Source organism: Burkholderia sp. AU16741 (assembly GCF_002223345.1).
GTDB classification, from domain to species: Bacteria; Pseudomonadota; Gammaproteobacteria; order Burkholderiales; family Burkholderiaceae; genus Burkholderia; species Burkholderia sola.
The window spans coordinates 800,863-817,264 of the sequence record NZ_NKEZ01000008.1; the positions used below are offsets into that span (position 1 = coordinate 800,863).

At 63.2% G+C, this 16,402-nt stretch carries 15 protein-coding genes and 1 pseudogene; 6 read left to right on the forward strand and 10 right to left on the reverse strand.

Annotated elements, in window-relative coordinates:
- Positions 1 to 99: 99 nt before the first annotated feature.
- Positions 100 to 1,008 carry a LysR family transcriptional regulator gene (locus tag CFB89_RS24040; RefSeq protein WP_089470045.1) on the forward strand — a complete coding sequence of 303 codons (909 nt, stop codon included), beginning with the start codon at positions 100 to 102 and terminating at the stop codon, positions 1,006 to 1,008.
- Positions 1,009 to 1,488: 480 nt separating this feature from the next.
- Positions 1,489 to 2,676: a diguanylate cyclase gene (locus CFB89_RS24045; RefSeq protein ID WP_089470046.1), complete on the forward strand. Its 1,188-nt coding sequence runs from the start codon at positions 1,489 to 1,491 to the stop codon at positions 2,674 to 2,676.
- Between the two features lie 42 nt (positions 2,677 to 2,718).
- On the opposite strand, the gene CFB89_RS24050 is transcribed toward CFB89_RS24045, so the two are convergent.
- The 9 genes and pseudogenes from CFB89_RS24050 to CFB89_RS24085 all read right to left on the reverse strand — a co-directional run bounded on the left by CFB89_RS24050 (position 2,719) and on the right by CFB89_RS24085 (position 9,651).
- A complete protein-coding gene (locus CFB89_RS24050; protein ID WP_089470047.1) occupies positions 2,719 to 3,609 on the reverse strand; it encodes an alpha/beta fold hydrolase in 891 nt (296 codons plus the stop codon).
- Positions 3,609 to 4,055 carry a DMT family transporter gene (locus CFB89_RS24055; protein WP_089470048.1) on the reverse strand — a complete coding sequence of 149 codons (447 nt, stop codon included), beginning with the start codon at positions 4,053 to 4,055 and terminating at the stop codon, positions 3,609 to 3,611. The genes CFB89_RS24050 and CFB89_RS24055 overlap by 1 nt, the downstream gene beginning before the upstream one ends.
- A 2-nt stretch (positions 4,056 to 4,057) precedes the next feature.
- Positions 4,058 to 4,663, reverse strand: coding sequence for a TetR/AcrR family transcriptional regulator (locus tag CFB89_RS24060; protein WP_089470049.1), 606 nt, complete (start codon positions 4,661 to 4,663; stop codon positions 4,058 to 4,060).
- 286 nt (positions 4,664 to 4,949) lie between these two features.
- A complete protein-coding gene (locus CFB89_RS24065; RefSeq protein WP_089470050.1) occupies positions 4,950 to 5,690 on the reverse strand; it encodes a GntR family transcriptional regulator in 741 nt (246 codons plus the stop codon).
- Positions 5,687 to 7,069 (reverse strand): aspartate aminotransferase family protein, encoded by a 1,383-nt coding sequence (locus CFB89_RS24070; RefSeq protein ID WP_089470051.1) that lies wholly within the window; start codon positions 7,067 to 7,069, stop codon positions 5,687 to 5,689. Before CFB89_RS24070 ends, CFB89_RS24065 begins: the two co-directional genes overlap by 4 nt.
- A 10-nt stretch (positions 7,070 to 7,079) precedes the next feature.
- Positions 7,080 to 8,414, reverse strand: a complete 1,335-nt coding sequence (locus CFB89_RS24075) for a glutamine synthetase family protein (RefSeq protein WP_089470052.1) — start codon at positions 8,412 to 8,414, stop codon at positions 7,080 to 7,082.
- Positions 8,411 to 8,692, reverse strand: coding sequence for a hypothetical protein (locus tag CFB89_RS34465; protein WP_144030158.1), 282 nt, complete (start codon positions 8,690 to 8,692; stop codon positions 8,411 to 8,413). Before CFB89_RS34465 ends, CFB89_RS24075 begins: the two co-directional genes overlap by 4 nt.
- Before the next feature lie 153 nt (positions 8,693 to 8,845).
- A pseudogene (locus tag CFB89_RS34470) lies at positions 8,846 to 8,956 on the reverse strand (IS3 family transposase); the annotation flags it as partial.
- Positions 8,957 to 8,958: 2 nt separating this feature from the next.
- Entirely contained in the window at positions 8,959 to 9,651 is a 693-nt protein-coding gene (locus CFB89_RS24085) for a GntR family transcriptional regulator (RefSeq protein ID WP_089470054.1), read from the reverse strand.
- Positions 9,652 to 9,858: 207 nt separating this feature from the next.
- Here CFB89_RS24085 and CFB89_RS24090 point away from each other — a divergent pair, with 207 nt between their 5' ends.
- Genes CFB89_RS24090 through CFB89_RS24100 form a run of 3 tightly spaced genes read left to right on the forward strand, consistent with a single transcriptional unit; the run spans position 9,859 to position 13,344 of the window.
- Complete coding sequence (locus CFB89_RS24090; protein ID WP_089470055.1) at positions 9,859 to 11,271, forward strand: MFS transporter; 1,413 nt, start codon at positions 9,859 to 9,861, stop codon at positions 11,269 to 11,271.
- Positions 11,268 to 12,623 carry an MmgE/PrpD family protein gene (locus CFB89_RS24095; protein ID WP_089470056.1) on the forward strand — a complete coding sequence of 452 codons (1,356 nt, stop codon included), beginning with the start codon at positions 11,268 to 11,270 and terminating at the stop codon, positions 12,621 to 12,623. The genes CFB89_RS24090 and CFB89_RS24095 overlap by 4 nt, the downstream gene beginning before the upstream one ends.
- Complete coding sequence (locus CFB89_RS24100; protein WP_089470057.1) at positions 12,616 to 13,344, forward strand: MmgE/PrpD family protein; 729 nt, start codon at positions 12,616 to 12,618, stop codon at positions 13,342 to 13,344. The genes CFB89_RS24095 and CFB89_RS24100 overlap by 8 nt, the downstream gene beginning before the upstream one ends.
- Before the next feature lie 443 nt (positions 13,345 to 13,787).
- Here CFB89_RS24100 and CFB89_RS24105 read toward each other — a convergent pair whose 3' ends face one another.
- Complete coding sequence (locus CFB89_RS24105) at positions 13,788 to 14,006, reverse strand: hypothetical protein (protein WP_179233522.1); 219 nt, start codon at positions 14,004 to 14,006, stop codon at positions 13,788 to 13,790.
- 196 nt (positions 14,007 to 14,202) lie between these two features.
- On the opposite strand from CFB89_RS24105, the gene CFB89_RS24110 reads away from it, so the two are divergent.
- Positions 14,203 to 16,089 carry a methyl-accepting chemotaxis protein gene (locus tag CFB89_RS24110; RefSeq protein ID WP_089470058.1) on the forward strand — a complete coding sequence of 629 codons (1,887 nt, stop codon included), beginning with the start codon at positions 14,203 to 14,205 and terminating at the stop codon, positions 16,087 to 16,089.
- The last annotated feature ends 313 nt before the right edge of the window (positions 16,090 to 16,402 follow it).

Below are 16,402 nucleotides of genomic sequence, written 5' to 3' on the forward strand. Positions count from 1 at the left end.
TTGCGCCCGCCTTGCATGACAACGATGTTCCGTCCGGCGACCCGTATAATCAATCAACGCCAATATTGATATTGTTCTCTTTTTTAGAACACCCGGATCATGAGCGATACCCTGACCGACAGCCGGATCGTCTATTTCTACGAGGCCGTGCGTTGCGGCACGATTCGCGCCGCGGCCGACTGGCTCGACGTGGCGCCGTCGGCCGTGAGCCGCCAGATCGGGCTGCTGGAGAAGGAGCTCGACGCCACCCTGGTGGAGCGCCACGCGCGCGGCGTGACGCCCACCGAGGCGGGACGCTGCGTGATCGAGTATTTCCGCGAGCAGCTCGCGCACCGCGACGACCTCATCTCGCGCCTGCAGGAACTGCGCGGGCTCAAGACCGGCGAGGTCAGCCTGGTGCTCGGCGAGGGCTTCGTCTCGGACCTGCTGGCCGGGCCGATGCAACAGTTCTGCCGGCAGTTCCCCGGGATCCGCGTCAACCTCGACGTGGGCAGCACCAACGACGTGATCCGCAAGATCTCGAACGACGAGGGCGAGATCGGCCTGGTCTACAACCCGCCCGCCGAGCCCAAGCTGGTGTCGCGCGCGTCGAAGCGGCAGCCGATGATGGCGATCGTCGGCCCGGACTTCCCGCGCCGCAGCCACAAGGTGCTGACGGTGCAGCAGCTCGCCACCTACCCGCTGGCGGCCACCCACCCGTCCTACGGCACGCGGCAGATGATGGAGGCCGTGGAATACGCCGAGCGCGTGCGGCTCGCCCCGAGCGTCACCACCAATTCATTCGCGATCCTCAAGGAGTTCGTGAAGTCCGGGCTCGGCATCGCGGTGATGCCGGCCTTCGCGGTAACGGCCGAACTGCAGGCCAAGGAGTTGTTCGCAATCGAGATCGCGCATCCGATCCTCGAGAACGCCGAGGCGCACATGGTCACGCGCGTGGGCCGCAAGCTGTCGGTGGCGGCCAACAAGATGCTGCAGATGATGACGGGGCAGATGCGGGCGTTTCGTTAGCGAGGGCCGGCCTGGCTCGTGCGCCTGCTGCCGCCCGCGACGCGCGTCCGGGTTGGGAGACGGTTTCATGAAGACCGCCGATTCCGCTGCGAAGTGTTCCGTTCCGGCAGATCGAGCAGCCGCCGCGTTCGCGAAATGCTTCGCGTAGGAAAGCATAACGTCAGGCACACGTCGACGAAGCAGGCGGCTGCCGGAAGTGCCTCGATCGTTGGCGTCTTCATGGCGGACATGGCCCCTTTTCCGGAACACCTCGAAACCGCGGCGCTTGCAACATCGAGGCGCGGCCACCCATTCGCAACGTGGCATTGATCGTCGCCCCGCCATCGCTGCTCGCGATGCCTGGCCGCCTCTGTCGGAAACACGGGTTCATGCCGCCGGCGGTCCGCCCGGACTTTTTTCAAGAATTCGACGCATCTGCCGTTATCCCGGTATTCCCTCAACCTTTCCTCGTCGTGGCGGGGACCCGCCTTGGCGTCGGCAATGACAGTCGATCTAGCTACCCTTTACCTCCTGGCGATCGGAACGTTGCTTGCCAGTTCCGCCATGACGTACTGGGAGCATATTTCCCATCCCAAGCGCGGCGACGAACTGCGCATGCTGGCGATTGGATATGCGGCACTCGGAAGCGGCTGCGCGCTGGCGGCATTTCGGCGCGAATTGCTGGGCGCCGCTGGCGCCGCCGTGAGCAACCTCGTGATTCTGGGTGGCTATCTCCTGGTTCTGCACGCCGTGGCAATGTTCAATGGCCGACGGTATGTCGGAAGCTCAATGGGTTTGCTTCTCTTGATGGGGCTTACATGGGCGGCCTCTACAGCGTCCTCCCAGACGGTCATATGGCTCTATGTCAGCGCCATCCCGATCGCGCTCGTCTCCGCCATGACGGCCCTCGAACTCACGCGACGCGACGGCATTCCAGCGGTTCAATCCCGACGCGTCGCAGTGGCGGTCACGGGGATCCACGCACTGTTCTATGCCGCCAGAGCATTCGCTCTGCCATGGCTGGTCTCGGCCTGTGGAGCGGGCGCACAATCGATTGCCAGCAAAATCACCATGTACGAGGGCGTCCTTTATTCCGTTATTTTGCCGATGACGTTGCTCCGCCTGACGCGGGAAGAAATTCATGGCGAACTCTTGCAGGAGTCCCGTACCGATTACTTGACTCGCCTGGGGAATCGCCGGCTGTTCTTTGAAGAGGGGGAGCGGGTGATCAACGAGCACGGGATACGTCGGCTACCGACCACTCTCCTTGCATTTGATCTCGATCAATTCAAGAGAATCAACGATCGCTTCGGGCACAAAACCGGCGACGACGTATTGAAGTCATTCGCGGATACGGTCCGATCCGTTGTCGACACCGAGACGAGCGTGGTCCTCGCGCGCATCGGCGGCGAAGAATTCGCTGCGCTGCTGCCAGGTTACGACGCCCACCGCGCAAGCGCGGTGGCCGAGACCGTCGCAAACCGGTTTGCGGCGATATCGCATGGCGCTGACGGCAATCGCATCCGCGCGACCGTCAGCATCGGCCTGGCCGAATCGGATCATGAGACGGCCTCGCTTACCCACTTGCTCTCGGTTGCCGACCAGGCACTGTATCGAGCAAAATCGCTCGGCGGCAATCGGCTCGTCCACGCAACGGGCGAGCACACCGGACATGCGGCGGCATTTTGAAAGAATGGAGCGGTTGCCGCGTATCCATTGGGTCGACCGAACTCACGGCGAAGCGAAGAACCGCACCAACGCCTCCGACACGGCTTCGGGCTGCTCCTCCGGCTGAAAGTGTCCGCAATTCGCGACGATCTCGCCCGTGACGTTGTTTGCAAACGGGCGAAGCGCGGCTGCCATGTCCGGGATCGATCCCTGATCCGCGCTGAGGCCGAGCAACGGCATCGTCAGCTTCCGCTCGTGCGACAGCGCCCGGTTCTGCTCGACCGAAAGCGCCGCGGCGCGATAGAACGCGAGGCCTGCACGCATGCCCCCAGGCGCGCGGTAGATCCTCAAATACTCGGCTATCTCGTCCTCGCCATAGCACGCCGGGTTGGCCGTCTTGCTCCAGAAAAACCATTCCAGATAGGCCCGTTCACGACCTTCGAGAAGAATCTCGGGAAGGTCCGGAACGGCATGAAAGGAAAAGTGCCAGGTCTTCCACGACCGGTCGGACGAAGACGGCAGCATGTCCGGCAAGGTAATGCCTGGAATGCCCGCATCCAGCAATGCCAGTGCGTCAACCTCCTCGCCGAACAGATGCGCATACGGAAATGCCACCCACGCGCCGACGTCGTGGGCGGCGAGACTGTATCGTTTGAGTCCGAGATGGCTTACGAGGTCGTGCACGCGCTGCGCGACCGTTTGCGTGTCGTAACCATCCATCGGCCGATCGCTATCGCCCTGGCCCGGCAGATCGATGGCGACGACGCGAAAGCGGCTAGCCAGTAACGGCATCACTTTGCGCCACGCATACCAGCTCTCGGGAAAGCCCGCGAGCAGGACGATGGTGCGTGCGGCACCCGCACCGCCATCGACATAGTGAAAACGCAAGCCTTTCGCCGTCGCGAAACGATGTTCAAAGCCGGCGGGCGCCGCCGGCATCTCGCCATGTATCATCAAGGATTCCTCTTCGAAAAAAGCACGGCACCCGCAATCAGCAGAAAGACCGCGATGACTCGCCGTGCGGTGAGGGGATGGGAGGCCGATCCGAACAACCCATACTGATCGATCACGACGGAAAATAGCGCCTGCCCGGTGATGACCATCGAAATCATGGTCGCAGCGCCGAGTCGCGGCGCGGCGGCGGTCATTGCTGTCAGTGCGAGCGCGCCGCACAGGCCGCCGCTCCATGACCAGACCGGCAGATCGACGCCGCCCTCGCCGCGCGGCAAACCGCCAGTGGTCGCCAAACCGATCACGACCAGCGCGACCGTTGTGACTGCGCCGGATGCGGCGGCTGCCCAAAGAGGCGATCCCAACGGGCGCGCAAGTCGCCCATTGATCACCGCCTGCAATGGCAACATGGTCCCGCCGATGAGAGCCCAAAAAATGGAGCCGTTCATGGTTATTCCAGGACTTTGAGTGCAAGCGCAACGAACGCGTCCGTATCTTCACTGAACGATTCGGCTTTCCCGAGCACGCGCATTCCCTGCAGCAGCGCAAGCAACAGATCGGCCACCGTCGCCGGGGCAGCCGTGGTCGTGATCGAGCCGTCGTCTTGCCCCTGGCCGACCAGTCCGATCAGCAGATCGCGACGCCGCGCAAGCTGGTCACGCATCACAACGCCCACGCGGGAAAACTGGGGTAACTCTGTAATCCCTGCCACCAACAGACAGCCGAGTTTGCCCTCTTTGCCCTGACTAAGCCGGGCATAAAGGCCAAGCAATGCCGCGATAGCGGCGCGCCCGCTCTCCGCATCAGCCAGTATGGCGGCCACCTCCGCCTCGCGTCGGGCGATATAACACTCGAGTGCTTTGGCGAAGATGCCTTCTTTATCGGAATAGGCCTTGTAGAGGCTACCGGTAGTTAAACCGGTCGCCCTGGACAGATCGCTGATCCCGGCGGCCGAATACCCCGACGCGCTAAAGAAGGCAATGGCGCGACTGAGAACCCGCTGCTCGTCGAAGGTTCTGGGTCGGCCCCGGGAGCGGCCTGCGACTGGCTGAACCATTTTGATCACTCCATTTAGGAAGTGATCATTCTATAAATGATCCACTTTTTCGTCAAGCGACCAGAATCGGGGCGACGTCCGCACGCGCGCGAACCGGCCGCGGCCTCGGAGGCCGGCCGGGCAACGGGCGACGTTGCACAGCGTCCAACTTGCGCGCGTGAGGAGTGGTCACGGTACGGCACAGGCCGGGAACCGCGAACGGTATGCCGTTCATGACGCTCGAGGACGAGACGGGACAGGTCGGCGCTAGCTGCGCGACGGCGCGACGGTCGAGTCGCGCCTGCGCTCAATCGCGTTTTAGCGTTGACCTCAGAAACTGTCCCGCCACGAAGATGTCGCGCTCCACCGCGCGTCGCGCCGCGGCGGCATCCCGCCTGTCCAGCGCATCCATCAGGTCTTCGTGGGCGTCGTTCAACACGGCGGAGGCTTCGGCCGTGTCGAAGAGACGGTTCGAGATTGGGCCGGCCTTCAGCCACAGCGTATCGATCAGCTCGAACAGCAACGGCGAGCCGGCCGCCTTGTAGAGCAGGACATGGAAGTCTTCGTTGGCGGCCAGGTAATCGGTGGCTTGGTCGGCCTTCAAGGAAACGGCGGGCTGCCGCAGCGTTTGCTTGTCTCCCGCGGGCGCTCGGGCGCGAGCCGGCCGATTCGCGGGGTTCTTCAACGCCTTCGCCATGCGCTGGCAAAGCTTGCGCAGCGTGGCGAGTTCGGCCGGCTCCAGTCTCAGGCAACCGCGCTCGGCGGCCTCGCCCTCGAGCAGCATGCGCATTTGCAGCAGATCGTCGAATTCGGGCATCGTCAGCCTGGGGACGATCATTCCGGCGTTGGGCACGTTCACCAGCGCGCCTTCGGCGGCCAGACGCTGTAGCGCGGCGCGCACCGGCATCTGCCCCACCCCCATCTCGGCTGCCACGTTGCGGATCTTCAAGCGCTCGCCGGGAAGGAAGCGGCCTACGGTGACCCATTGCCGCAACGTGGCGTAGATCGTGTCCTGCTGCGTGGTGGTGGGTTCGATGTCGTTACTCATGAATCGGTAGCGGCGGTGAGCGAAGCCAGCACGGTATCGAATGCGGTGAGCAGGCGCTGCACGTGCATCGGAGTCGTGTCAGGGCAAACGAGCATCATATTGTGAAAAGGCGTGATCAGCACGCCGCGGTTCAGCAAGGCCAGATGCAGCGCGTGCTCCAGTTCGGCATCCATGACCGCCTCGGCCTCGCTGCCGTTGCGCGGCGGCTGCGGGCAGAACTGGAACTCCACCCGGGCGCCCACCTGGGTGACGCACCACGGCAGGCCGTGGCGGGCCAAGATCGTGCGCAGCCCGGCGGCCAGTTGCTCGGCCAGCGCGTGCATGGGGGCGAAGACCTGGGGCGTCATCAGGTGAGTGAGCGTGGCGCGCATCGCCGCCATGGCCAGCAGGTTGGCGGTAAGCGTGGTGCCGATGCCCGAGTGGCCCGGCGGTGCCGTGCGCTTGGCGGCCTCGGCGCGCTCGGCCAGCACGGCGCTGAAACCATAGGCCGCGCATGGCATGCCGCCGCCCAGTGCCTTGCCCACCACCACGGCATCGGGCTGCAGGCCGTGAGCGCGCGCATAGCCGCCGGGGCCGCTGCTGAGCGTGTGCGTCTCGTCCAGTATCAGCAGGCTGCCGTGGCGGCGGATGATGTCTTGCGCCCGCGCCCAGTAGCCCGGTTCGGGCAGCACCATGCCGATGTTGGTCATCACCGGCTCGGCCAGAACGCAGGCCACGTCGCCCGGGGCCAGCGCGGCTTCCAGTGCGGCCAGGTCGTTGAATTCCACCACGCGCGTGGTGGCGGTGAGATCGTGTACCTGGCCCAGCAGGCTGGCACGTTGCGTGGGTTGGCCGTCCACCAGGTCGACGAAGACGTCATCGACCGTGCCGTGATAGCAGCCGTTGAACACCAGCAAGGTACGCCGCCCGGTGGCGGCACGCACCCAGCGCAGCAAGAAACGGTTGGCATCGCTGGCCGTCATGGCGAACTGCCATTTCGGCAGGCCGAAACGCCGAGCCAGCAACTCACCCACGACGGATGCGTCCTCGTTGGGGAGCATGGTGGTCAGGCCGTGCCGTGCCTGGGTCGCCAGTGCCTCGGTCACGACGGCGGGCGAATGGCCGAACATGGCGCCGGTGTCGCCCAGGCAGAAGTCGGCCAGCGTGTGGCCGTCCACGTCGGTGAGTTGCGCGCCCTGGGCCTGCGCCACGTGCAGCGCGAAAGGCGTGGACCAGTCGTTCATCCAGTGCAGCGGCACGCCGAACATCAGCTGCGGCGCGGCGCGTGTGGACATCGCTTGCGACTTCGGGTTGCGTTGCGCGTATTCGGCGCGTTCACGCGCGAGCAAGGCCTGTACGCGTTCGCGCCCGATGCCGGTATGTGGAAGGGTGTGGTTCATTACGGACTCCTCAAACCAGCAGTAACAGGTGCTCTCGTTCCCACGAACTGATCACACGGTTGTAGGTGGAAAATTCCAGTTCCTTCACCGCGCAGAAGGCATCGACGAAAGTTTCGCCCAGTACCTCCTTCATGGCATCGCAGGCGCGCATGGCCTCGATCGCGTTTTCGAGATGGCGCGGCAGTTCGTGGGCGACGTTCCACGCGCTGCCGTCGGTGGGCTCGCTGGGGGGCAGCCGGTCGCGCATGCCGATGTAGCCGCAGGCCAGCGTGGCGGCCATGGCCAGATAGGGATTGGCGTCGACGCCGGGCACGCGGTTTTCGACCCGGCGGGCCCCGGGGCCGGACTTGGGGACGCGGATACCGCAGGTGCGGTTGTCCTGCCCCCAGCGCACGTTGATGGGCGCCGACATGTACGGCGCCAGCCGCCGGTATGAATTGACGTAGGGCGCCAGCATGGGCATCACCTGCGGGATATAGGTTTGCAGTCCGCCGATGAAGTGGTGAAAGTGTTCGCTGGCCGTGCCGTCGGTATTACTGAAGATATTGCGGCCTTCGCCGTCGTTGATGCTCTGATGAATGTGCATGGCGCTGCCGGGTTCACCCTCCATGGGTTTGGCCATGAACGTGGCAAAGACGCCGTGGCGCAGCGCCGTCTCGCGCACCGTGCGCTTGAACAGGAAAACGCGGTCGGCCAGGTCGAGCGGGTCGCCGTGGCTGAAGTTGATCTCCATCTGCCCCGGGCCAGCCTCGTGGATCAGCGTTTCCACGCCCAGCTGGTGCTGGTCGCAGAAGGCGGAGAGTTCCATGAAGAACGGATCGAAGTCGTTCACCGCGTCGATGGAGTAGCTCTGCCGCCCCACCTCGGGCTTTCCGGTGCGCCCCAGCGGCGGCTGCAGCGGCTCGTGCGGGTTCTGATTGCGTGCCACCAGATAGAACTCCATCTCGGGCGCCACGATGGGCTGCCAACCGCGTGCTTCGTACAGCGCCAGCACGCGGCGGAGCACCGCGCGGGGCGAGAGTTGCACCGGCTGGCCGTCCCATTCCAGGCAGTCGTGGATGACCACGGCCACCGGTTCAGCCGCCCACGGCACGATGCGCACGGTGGCGGCGTCGGGCTTGCAGACCATGTCTGGGTCGGTATCGCCCACGAAGGGGCTGTTGTCCGGCTGTTGCCCGTTCACGGTGTTGAGCAGCACGCTCTTGGGAATGCGCATCTCTCCCGACGCCATGAACAGATCGCGCGGAAGGATCTTGCCGCGCGCGATGCCCGTCATGTCGGGGATGACACACTCCACCTCGCGGATGCGGTGCCGGGTCAGGAACTCGCTCAAAGCGTCATTCATGGCATGTCACTCACGATGTGATCACAAAAATAGGGTTTTACGTATGCTACCGCAAAAATATTTTGCTTTGTGATCACAAATATAACCAGGTGGACGATGGCCATTCGCGACAGCGCCAACACTGCCGGTCGCAGGTCCATGAGCATCCCCATGCCATCGAATGGCTTCGACCCGAACGGGCAGCACGCTGCCGTGACGGCATCGAGAATGGCCGAGCGTGTGCGGTGGTGAGACGAGTCGGGATGGGCTGGCTTTCGATCGATGAGCTTGAACGACATCCTCTACGTCTCGGCCGCCATTTCCGTGCCGATCATTCCGTCGATCTGGATTACGCGACCGCCAAAGGGCGGCGATGGCAACGCGTCCGGGGCGCATCGAGGTGCAGCTTGCCGCCGGCGCCGTGAAGGAGAGCGGCCAAAATCCGGGGCCGGTTATGCCACGATTCCAACACGCTTCCGGTATTCAAGTGGGCTGAGGGAGCCGGGCGAGACCTTGATCCGGATTGCCTCGTACCAGCGGATATACGAGTGGAGAGCTTCGATGATCAGGCGACCCAGATATTCTCGATGGATTTCAACGCACCTATCACGATAGAACGATTGAGCGCCGCAGCAAGCGTGCCGTCTCGTTCCGCATACGCTTCGCACAGCCGCAGGTGATCTGCGCACGAGCGTTGCATCCGACCTGGCAACGACGTGCTCAGATGCCGCATCCGATTGGTCCGCATACGCATGGAGTCGAGCACTTCCTTGAAGATTGCATTGCGGCTCACACGCAACTCCTCGTCACGAAACGCGACGTTGGCCCAGAAGTAAGCGTCGACATCGCCTTGGCTGGCGGCCTGAGCCAGCGCCCCATAGGCTCTCCAGAGCGACGCGATGTCGTCTTCCGTCGCATGCTCGACGATCGCCAGCGACATCTCTGCATAGAGCAGCGCGCGCAGATGGTAAACCTCGCGAACGTCCTTCAGGCTCATCGCCGCCACGCGCGGGCGCCGCCGTGGCGACCAGTCGACCATGCGCTCGCGATGCAGCACAAACAATGCTTCGCGCACCGGCGTCCGGCTGACACCGAAACGTCGGGCAAGCTCGACCGAATTCAGGTCGTCGCCCGGCTGCAACCGGCCTTCGATGATGCTTCGCGCCACCCAGTCGACGATTTCCGCCACCCGCGAACTCTCGCCGCCGGCCTCCGCGGGGTCTTCGGTGTCCGCCAGCACGACGTCGCTTTCATTCATTCCGCTTCCTTCCCTCATCCGACAAGGCGCCTTTTGCACCGGTGCGCTGATTCTACCAAGAGGCGATCGGACGAGGCAGGCACGTTACCACCCCAAAGTGTATCCACTTTAAAGAAAAATACTTTGAAAAATCCCATTGATTCGCTTAATCTTGCCAAAGTGTCGACAGACAAATAAGGGCCACATAAATCAACATTGGAGACTGTCATGTATCTGGAGAAAGATGTCGCCATCGCAAGTACGGTCGAAGCGAGCGTATCCGCCCGACTCGATCGACTCCCGCCGACCCGCTACTTTCGTGGCCTGGTCGCGCGCATCGCCATCGGCGGCTGGTTTGAGTTTTACGAAATGTTCATGGCTGCCTATATTTCGCTCGGGCTCATCCACAGTGGCCTCTATCGCGCCACCACGGCGAGCATGTTCGACGTCAATGGCTTCGCGAGCTTCCTCGGATCGTTCTTCGCCGGCATGTTCGTCGGTACCGTCGCGCTAGGCGGATTCACGGACCGCTTCGGGCGCCGCGCGGTGTTTGCCGCGGCGATGGTGACCTACTCGATCGCCACCTTTGCGGCGGCTTTCCAGACGTCGGCGCTTGGCATGGATGCGTGGCGCTTCCTGGCGGGCATCGGCATCGGCGTGCAGCTCATCACTGTCGACACTTACATTTCCGAGCTGACACCCAATCACACACGTGGTCGCTATTCGGCGTTCAGTATTCTCGTCATCCTGACGTCCGTGCCGACGGTAGCCGTGCTGTCGTATCTGCTCGTGCCGTACACGATCCTCGGTCTGGACGGCTGGCGGTGGGTGATGATCATCGGCTCGGCGGGCGCCGTCCTGATCTGGTTCATTCTGCGCAGACTGCCTGAATCGCCGCGCTGGCTGGAAAGCAAGGGCCGTCACGCCGAAGCGCGCGCCATCGTCGACGAGATCGAGCGGCAGGTCATCGCGGAAACGGGGCAGCGGCTGGACGCCCCCGCTCTCGACGTGCCGCTCGCCTCCGAAGAAGGCACCGGCTCGTGGCTCGAAATGTGGAAAGGTCGCTATCTGCCGCGCACGATCATGCTCTCGTGCTTCAACTTCTTCCAGACATTCGGCGTGTACGGCTTCGGCGCGTGGGTGCCGGTGCTGTTGTTTACGAAGGGCATCACGCTCACACACTCGCTGCTCTACACCATGGTGATCGCCTTCGCCACACCGCTCGGCGCGATCGGGGCGATGTGTTTCGCCGAGCGCGTGCAGCGCAAATGGCAACTGGTGGGCTGCGCGGCTGTCGTCGCCGTGGCAGGCGTCCTGTTCGGCATGGCGCGCGGGCCCGGGCCGATCCTGATGTGCGGCGCGGCCGTGACGATCGCCAATAACTGGCTGATCGGGATCTTTCATACCTACCAAGCAGAGCTCTACCCGACCCGCATACGAGCGCGCGCGGTCGGTTTCGTATTTTGCTGGAGCCGGCTGAGTTCGATCTTTGTCGGGTTTTGGGTGGCGGCGCTCCTCAAGCATTCGGGCGTGCCCGCCGTGTTCGTGCTGATTTCGTCGGCCATGTTGGTCATCGTCGTGATGGTGAGCGCCCTCGGGCCGCGCACCAACGGCATCCGTTTAGAGGAGCTGTCTCAATGAGTTCGATTGCCGCCGCATTCGCGCATGGCTTGTATGCCCTCGCGCAGCGTCCGCTGTCCGCTACCGTCGCGCGCGAAGCGCAACGCTCGCTTATCAATGTGATCGGCACGGCGATCGGTGCGTCGGGCCATCCCGGCGTCGACGCGATTCTTGCCGCCGCTCGGGAACTCGGCGTCGCCGCGTGCGCGCCGGTGCCGGGCCGCAGCGAGCGCGTGGACGTGCATTTTTCCGCGCTGGCTACGGGCTTTGCCGGGCATCTGGACGATTTCGACGATACCCATCTGGCAACGGTCATCCACCCGGCCGCGTCGATTCTGGCTGTCATCACCGCACTCGCGCCCGAGACGAAACCTACGGGGCGCACCGCCCTCACCGCGTTCGCGCTCGGCTGTGAAGCGCAGTTGCGCGTGGGCGTATCGATCTCGCCGGAACATTACGATCGCGGCTGGCACATCACCGGCACTTGCGGCGTGATCGGCTGCGCGACGACCGCCGCGTTGCTGCTCGGACTCGACGAAACTCGGCTCGCGCAAGCGGTGGCGATTGCCGCTTCCATGTTCGTCGGCCAGCGCGAGGCATTCGGCACGATGACCAAGCCGTATCACGCGGGCAAGGCCGCGGCCAACGGCGTCGCCGCAGCCCGTCTCGCGCAGGCCGGCCTGCAGGCCAGCGGCGATATCTTCGAAGCACGCGGAGGGTATGCACATTCAATGTCGACGCGCGTTGACTTCGGGCAGATGAATAACGCGTTCGGTGAGCGCTGGGAGCTACGCTTCAACACGTACAAGCCCTACCCGTGCGGCATCGTCGCGCATCCGGCCATCGACGCCGGCCTTGCGATCGCACCACACGTGGCAGACGTCGGCGCTCTCGAGTCGATAGCACTGCGATGTCATCCGCTCGTCCCCGAACTGATGGGCAATCCGCAACCGAAGGACGGCCTGCAGGCTCGTTTCAGCGCGATTCACGGCGTGGCGGCGGCGCTGTGCGACAGGCGCGTGGGCCTCGCACAGTACGAAGATGCACGCGTCGTCAAGGACGACGTGCAGCGCATTCGCGCGCTGACGAGGCTCGTACCGGACCCGACGGTCAATCGCGACGAAGTGTTCATCCGCGCGACGCTCACGAACGGCGCGGTGCTCGAACATCATGTGGAACACGCGCGCGGCAGCCTCGCTCGTCCGCTCACCGACGAAGAACTGATGGAAAAAGTCCGCCTGTTGGTCGACCCCGTACTCGGCAAGGGCAGCGCGGCCAGCCTTGCCGCGACTATCGAAACGATCGACTCTGCACCGTCGCTCGACACGCTGTTTGCGCTGTGCGCGCCGAACAAGGAACTGAACCATGCATGAAACTGCTCAACATTCCACCGTCTCCGAAGCACTGGCCACCTTGGCCTGCGGCCCGCTCGACGCGACGTCCGCCACTGCCGTCGACCACGCGCGCGCGCGTCTCGCCGAGGCGCGCGCACACGTTGACGACGCCATCGCGGCCCAACTGGGGGCACTGCTGCAGTCGCAAGGCAGTTCCGCCGGCGATCTACGGGTACGCGCATGGACGATGGGCGCCGTGCTGGCGCAAGTCGACGCCACGCACAACGTGGCTGTGCTCGCCGCCGTCATGACCATCGGCGATGCACTCGACACACCCGAGCTCGAGATGGCGCAAGCCGCGGCCGTCGGCATCGAAGCCGCGGCTCGGCTGCTCGGCGCGGTGGACAGCGATGCGTTCCGCGCGCGCTGGAACGTGGCATCGGCGATTGGTGTATTGGGTGCTGTACTCGCCGCGGCACGCCTGTACCGGCTCGACGAAACGTGCGCACGCCATGCGTTGGGCATCGCAGCCACCCAGGCCGCAGGCCTCGCTCATAACGTGACGCACGACATGGGCGCGCTCGAAACCGGCAAGGCTGTCGCAGACGCGATCGAGGCCGCATTGATCGCGAAGCACGGCTTCACGAGCGCTCAGGCGTCCATCGACGGACGGCGCGGTTTGGCTGCGCTGATGGCGTATCGCTTCGACGCGGCCTCCATCGTCGACATGATCGGTAGACGCTGGGTGTCGGCGCGCTAGATCGACATCTGGGCTTCGCTGTTCTGCACAGCGCCTGGGTTCTGGCAAACATCAACCTCGGATCGCCAGAACCCTTTTGCTGGCCAAGTCATCGGCCAGCCTTTTTATTCGTCGAGCCGATCGCAACGGTTCGCCTCACGTTCAAGATCTCGTGCCTTCGTATCACTACCGCTGACGTATTGCATGCAGATTCCGACGGCAAGCCGCCCTCGAGCTTGCGCTGTTGCACATCAAACACCGGGGGATCGAGTGCGATCCCGCCGACCTGGTTCGCAGCGGTCATGGCAGCAATGCGGATATCCGTCAGGGGCTCCGGGGAGGCCTCCAACGCAGAGGCGCCGGGTACGACATTGGATTAGCGTCGCTTCCGGAGACTGCAGTGCCCCCGAAAACGGGGAAGCTGACAAATCACCCACCTGATAAGAAACAGCCGATCGGGTTCCTCAAAGGTTGCCGGCGCCTGGCGTCGGTTGATCGTCGGGGTAGAGGATTGCGTCGGCGATCCGGCCTGCCACCCCGTCGAGATCGGGGAACGGCACACCGCGGTTGATGCCAGCCGTCTGAAGCTGCGCGCGCATGGGACCGAACGCGTCGGGCGGGATCCGGATATAGCTCAAGCGCTTTTTGAAATGCGTGTTTGTATCGAGAGAGACGTACTTCATCCCCACAAACCGTCCTCAATCTTTCAAACACCAACACGGCGCCCGTGCCTGGCGCAGAAATACGTCGAAGTTCTGCACCGATACTGCTCAAGCCACCGGAAAAGAAGCCGACAACCATTAATAACCATCCGCTCTGCGTTCGTTGCGCGCCGCAAGACATTACGGTTCAAGTTCAGATTCTGCTCAGGGGGCATTTGTGAAGCTTACGAGTTCGATCGCATTCAAGTTCAGCGCTGTGGCCGGTGCTGCACTCGCGGTTGCGGTTCTCCTTCTAACCGCGGTCGGCGCGCGCAGTGTGCGACAGCAGGCCGTCGACCAGTTCGAGCGATCCAGCCATGAGCGCATTCTTCAGGCCGATGAATCGCTCGACACCAATTTTCGCGAGGTCGAGCAAAACATCAGCTACCTTGTACAGACAACGCAACTAAGAGCGGCTGATCAGAGCATCACCGACTATCTGACTCATGGTGGCCAGATGACGCCGGATGCTAACGGTGAAACTGAGAAAACTATTTTCACTCTGCTGAAGCAGTTTGGCGACAGTCACCCGAACATGCGATACCTCGATATAGGCACTCGCTGGGGTGGCTACGTCCAATGGCCCATCGAGAGCATGAATGGCGACCACTACGATCCTCGCGTGAGGCCGTGGTATCAGTTAGCGTTGACGGCGCCCGATCGCGTCGTGCGCCCTGCTCCATATCTGAGCGCGGCGGGTTCCGGCGGTGCAATCATTTCGTTTGCTCGAGTCGTGAAAGACAGCAAGGGAGAAATCCTCGGCGTGCTCGAGGGCGACATCTCGCTTGCCGACTTCGCTCGCCTCACCAGCGGTATCAAGTTTGGCGAGACAGGTTACCTGCTCGTCGCAGACAACAACGGAAAGATCCTGATCGACCCAAAGGCCAAGGAACACGAGTTCAAGGATCTGAAAAGCCTTGGCGGCGGCTACACGCAACTGGCCGCGTCGCCAGACGGGCTGACCACTGTACGGATGGACGGCGTTTCATACGAATCCTTCATCTATACGTCGCGAAGGAACGGCTGGAAATATTTCGCCTTGGTGCCTAGGCCGGAAATGATGGCGGCCTCCAACAGGCTGACTTTGACGCTCATCGCGACGGGCCTTTTCGTGCTGGCCGCAGGGCTTGGCATGACGATCCTGCTCGGGCGAAAGATGACAGGCCCAATCCGCAGCCTCGCTATTTCCATGCATGAGATTGCTGCCGGCGACGGTGATCTGACCCGGAGGCTGCCGCTCGATAGCAAAGACGAAGTTGGCCTTCTGGCGCGTCACTTCAATGCCTTTGTCGCGAAGCTCCACGGCGTCATGCAGAATGTCGCGAGCACCAGCGGCCACCTCGAGCTCGCGGCGGGGGAAGTATCGTCAGGGAATCTGGACCTGTCATCAAGGACCGAGCAGCAGGCGGCTTCGCTACAGCAGACGGCTGCGAGTATGGAGGAGCTTGCGAGAACCGTACGCGGCGCGGCCGAACAGGCAACCAGCGCCAATAGCGTGGCGAGCGGCGCAGTCGAGACAGCCCATCGCGGGAATGAAGCGGTTTTGAAGGCCGCGAACACGATGAACGTCGCGGTCGAGCAATCCAGCAAGATCGTAGGGATCGTCGGCATGATCGAAGGCATCGCATTCCAGACGAACATCCTCGCTTTGAACGCAGCGGTTGAATCGGCACGTGCGGGCGAAAGCGGACGCGGCTTTGCCGTCGTCGCCGCCGAGGTGCGAAACCTTGCCCAACGCTCAACGACCGCAGCCAAGGAGATCAAGGGCTTGCTGGAGTCATCTGTAGCGAATGTCGAGGCGGGTGCCGAACAGGTGAACCTCGCCGGAAAGACCATTGCCGAGTTGGCCACGGCCATTTCGCATGTCGCGACGATCACGGACAAGATTGCCACGTCGGCTCGCGAACAGAGTCGTTCGATCGATGAGGTGAATCAGGCGGTCGCCTTGATGGACCAATCGACCCAGCAGAATGCCGCACTTGTCGAGGAAATAGCCGCCGCTTCGGATTCGCTCAAGTCGCAGGGTCACGAACTCAATTCTACCGTTCGCTTTTTCAAGCTGTAGGGCTCGCAGCAGAGCCGCGCACCATCGTGAGCAAGACCTCCGGTTCCTTCCGGCTAGAGCATTTTCCGGGCGGCCGGTCATGTCGAATGAAACCGCCGCCTTACTTAAACGGTTGAAGCTCCACGGGATCGCGATTCCTGCCCTTCTCGGATTCGTCGCAGGCTCGCACGGCCGCTACCGCCTGACGACCCGTCTCGACCCGTAATAGGAGTCCCTCCCTCCTATTACGCCCGACGCGACTCTTCAAGGCGCGCAGCGCATCTTCCGCCGTGGACTTTCAATTGGTGTGACCGCCGCGTTGCGCGGCTCGTCG

Excerpts from the sequence above, each read along its gene's own strand:
- CFB89_RS24040 (WP_089470045.1), top strand. The coding sequence starts at position 100 with ATGAGCGATACCCTGACCGACAGCCGGATCGTCTATTTCTACGAGGCC.
- CFB89_RS24045 (WP_089470046.1), top strand. The coding sequence starts at position 1,489 with ATGACAGTCGATCTAGCTACCCTTTACCTCCTGGCGATCGGAACGTTG.
- CFB89_RS24050 (WP_089470047.1), bottom strand. The coding sequence starts at position 3,609 with ATGATACATGGCGAGATGCCGGCGGCGCCCGCCGGCTTTGAACATCGT.
- CFB89_RS24055 (WP_089470048.1), bottom strand. The coding sequence starts at position 4,055 with ATGAACGGCTCCATTTTTTGGGCTCTCATCGGCGGGACCATGTTGCCA.
- CFB89_RS24060 (WP_089470049.1), bottom strand. The coding sequence starts at position 4,663 with ATGGTTCAGCCAGTCGCAGGCCGCTCCCGGGGCCGACCCAGAACCTTC.
- CFB89_RS24065 (WP_089470050.1), bottom strand. The coding sequence starts at position 5,690 with ATGAGTAACGACATCGAACCCACCACCACGCAGCAGGACACGATCTAC.
- CFB89_RS24070 (WP_089470051.1), bottom strand. The coding sequence starts at position 7,069 with ATGAACCACACCCTTCCACATACCGGCATCGGGCGCGAACGCGTACAG.
- CFB89_RS24075 (WP_089470052.1), bottom strand. The coding sequence starts at position 8,414 with ATGAATGACGCTTTGAGCGAGTTCCTGACCCGGCACCGCATCCGCGAG.
- CFB89_RS34465 (WP_144030158.1), bottom strand. The coding sequence starts at position 8,692 with ATGTCGTTCAAGCTCATCGATCGAAAGCCAGCCCATCCCGACTCGTCT.
- CFB89_RS24085 (WP_089470054.1), bottom strand. The coding sequence starts at position 9,651 with ATGAATGAAAGCGACGTCGTGCTGGCGGACACCGAAGACCCCGCGGAG.
- CFB89_RS24090 (WP_089470055.1), top strand. The coding sequence starts at position 9,859 with ATGTATCTGGAGAAAGATGTCGCCATCGCAAGTACGGTCGAAGCGAGC.
- CFB89_RS24095 (WP_089470056.1), top strand. The coding sequence starts at position 11,268 with ATGAGTTCGATTGCCGCCGCATTCGCGCATGGCTTGTATGCCCTCGCG.
- CFB89_RS24100 (WP_089470057.1), top strand. The coding sequence starts at position 12,616 with ATGCATGAAACTGCTCAACATTCCACCGTCTCCGAAGCACTGGCCACC.
- CFB89_RS24105 (WP_179233522.1), bottom strand. The coding sequence starts at position 14,006 with ATGAAGTACGTCTCTCTCGATACAAACACGCATTTCAAAAAGCGCTTG.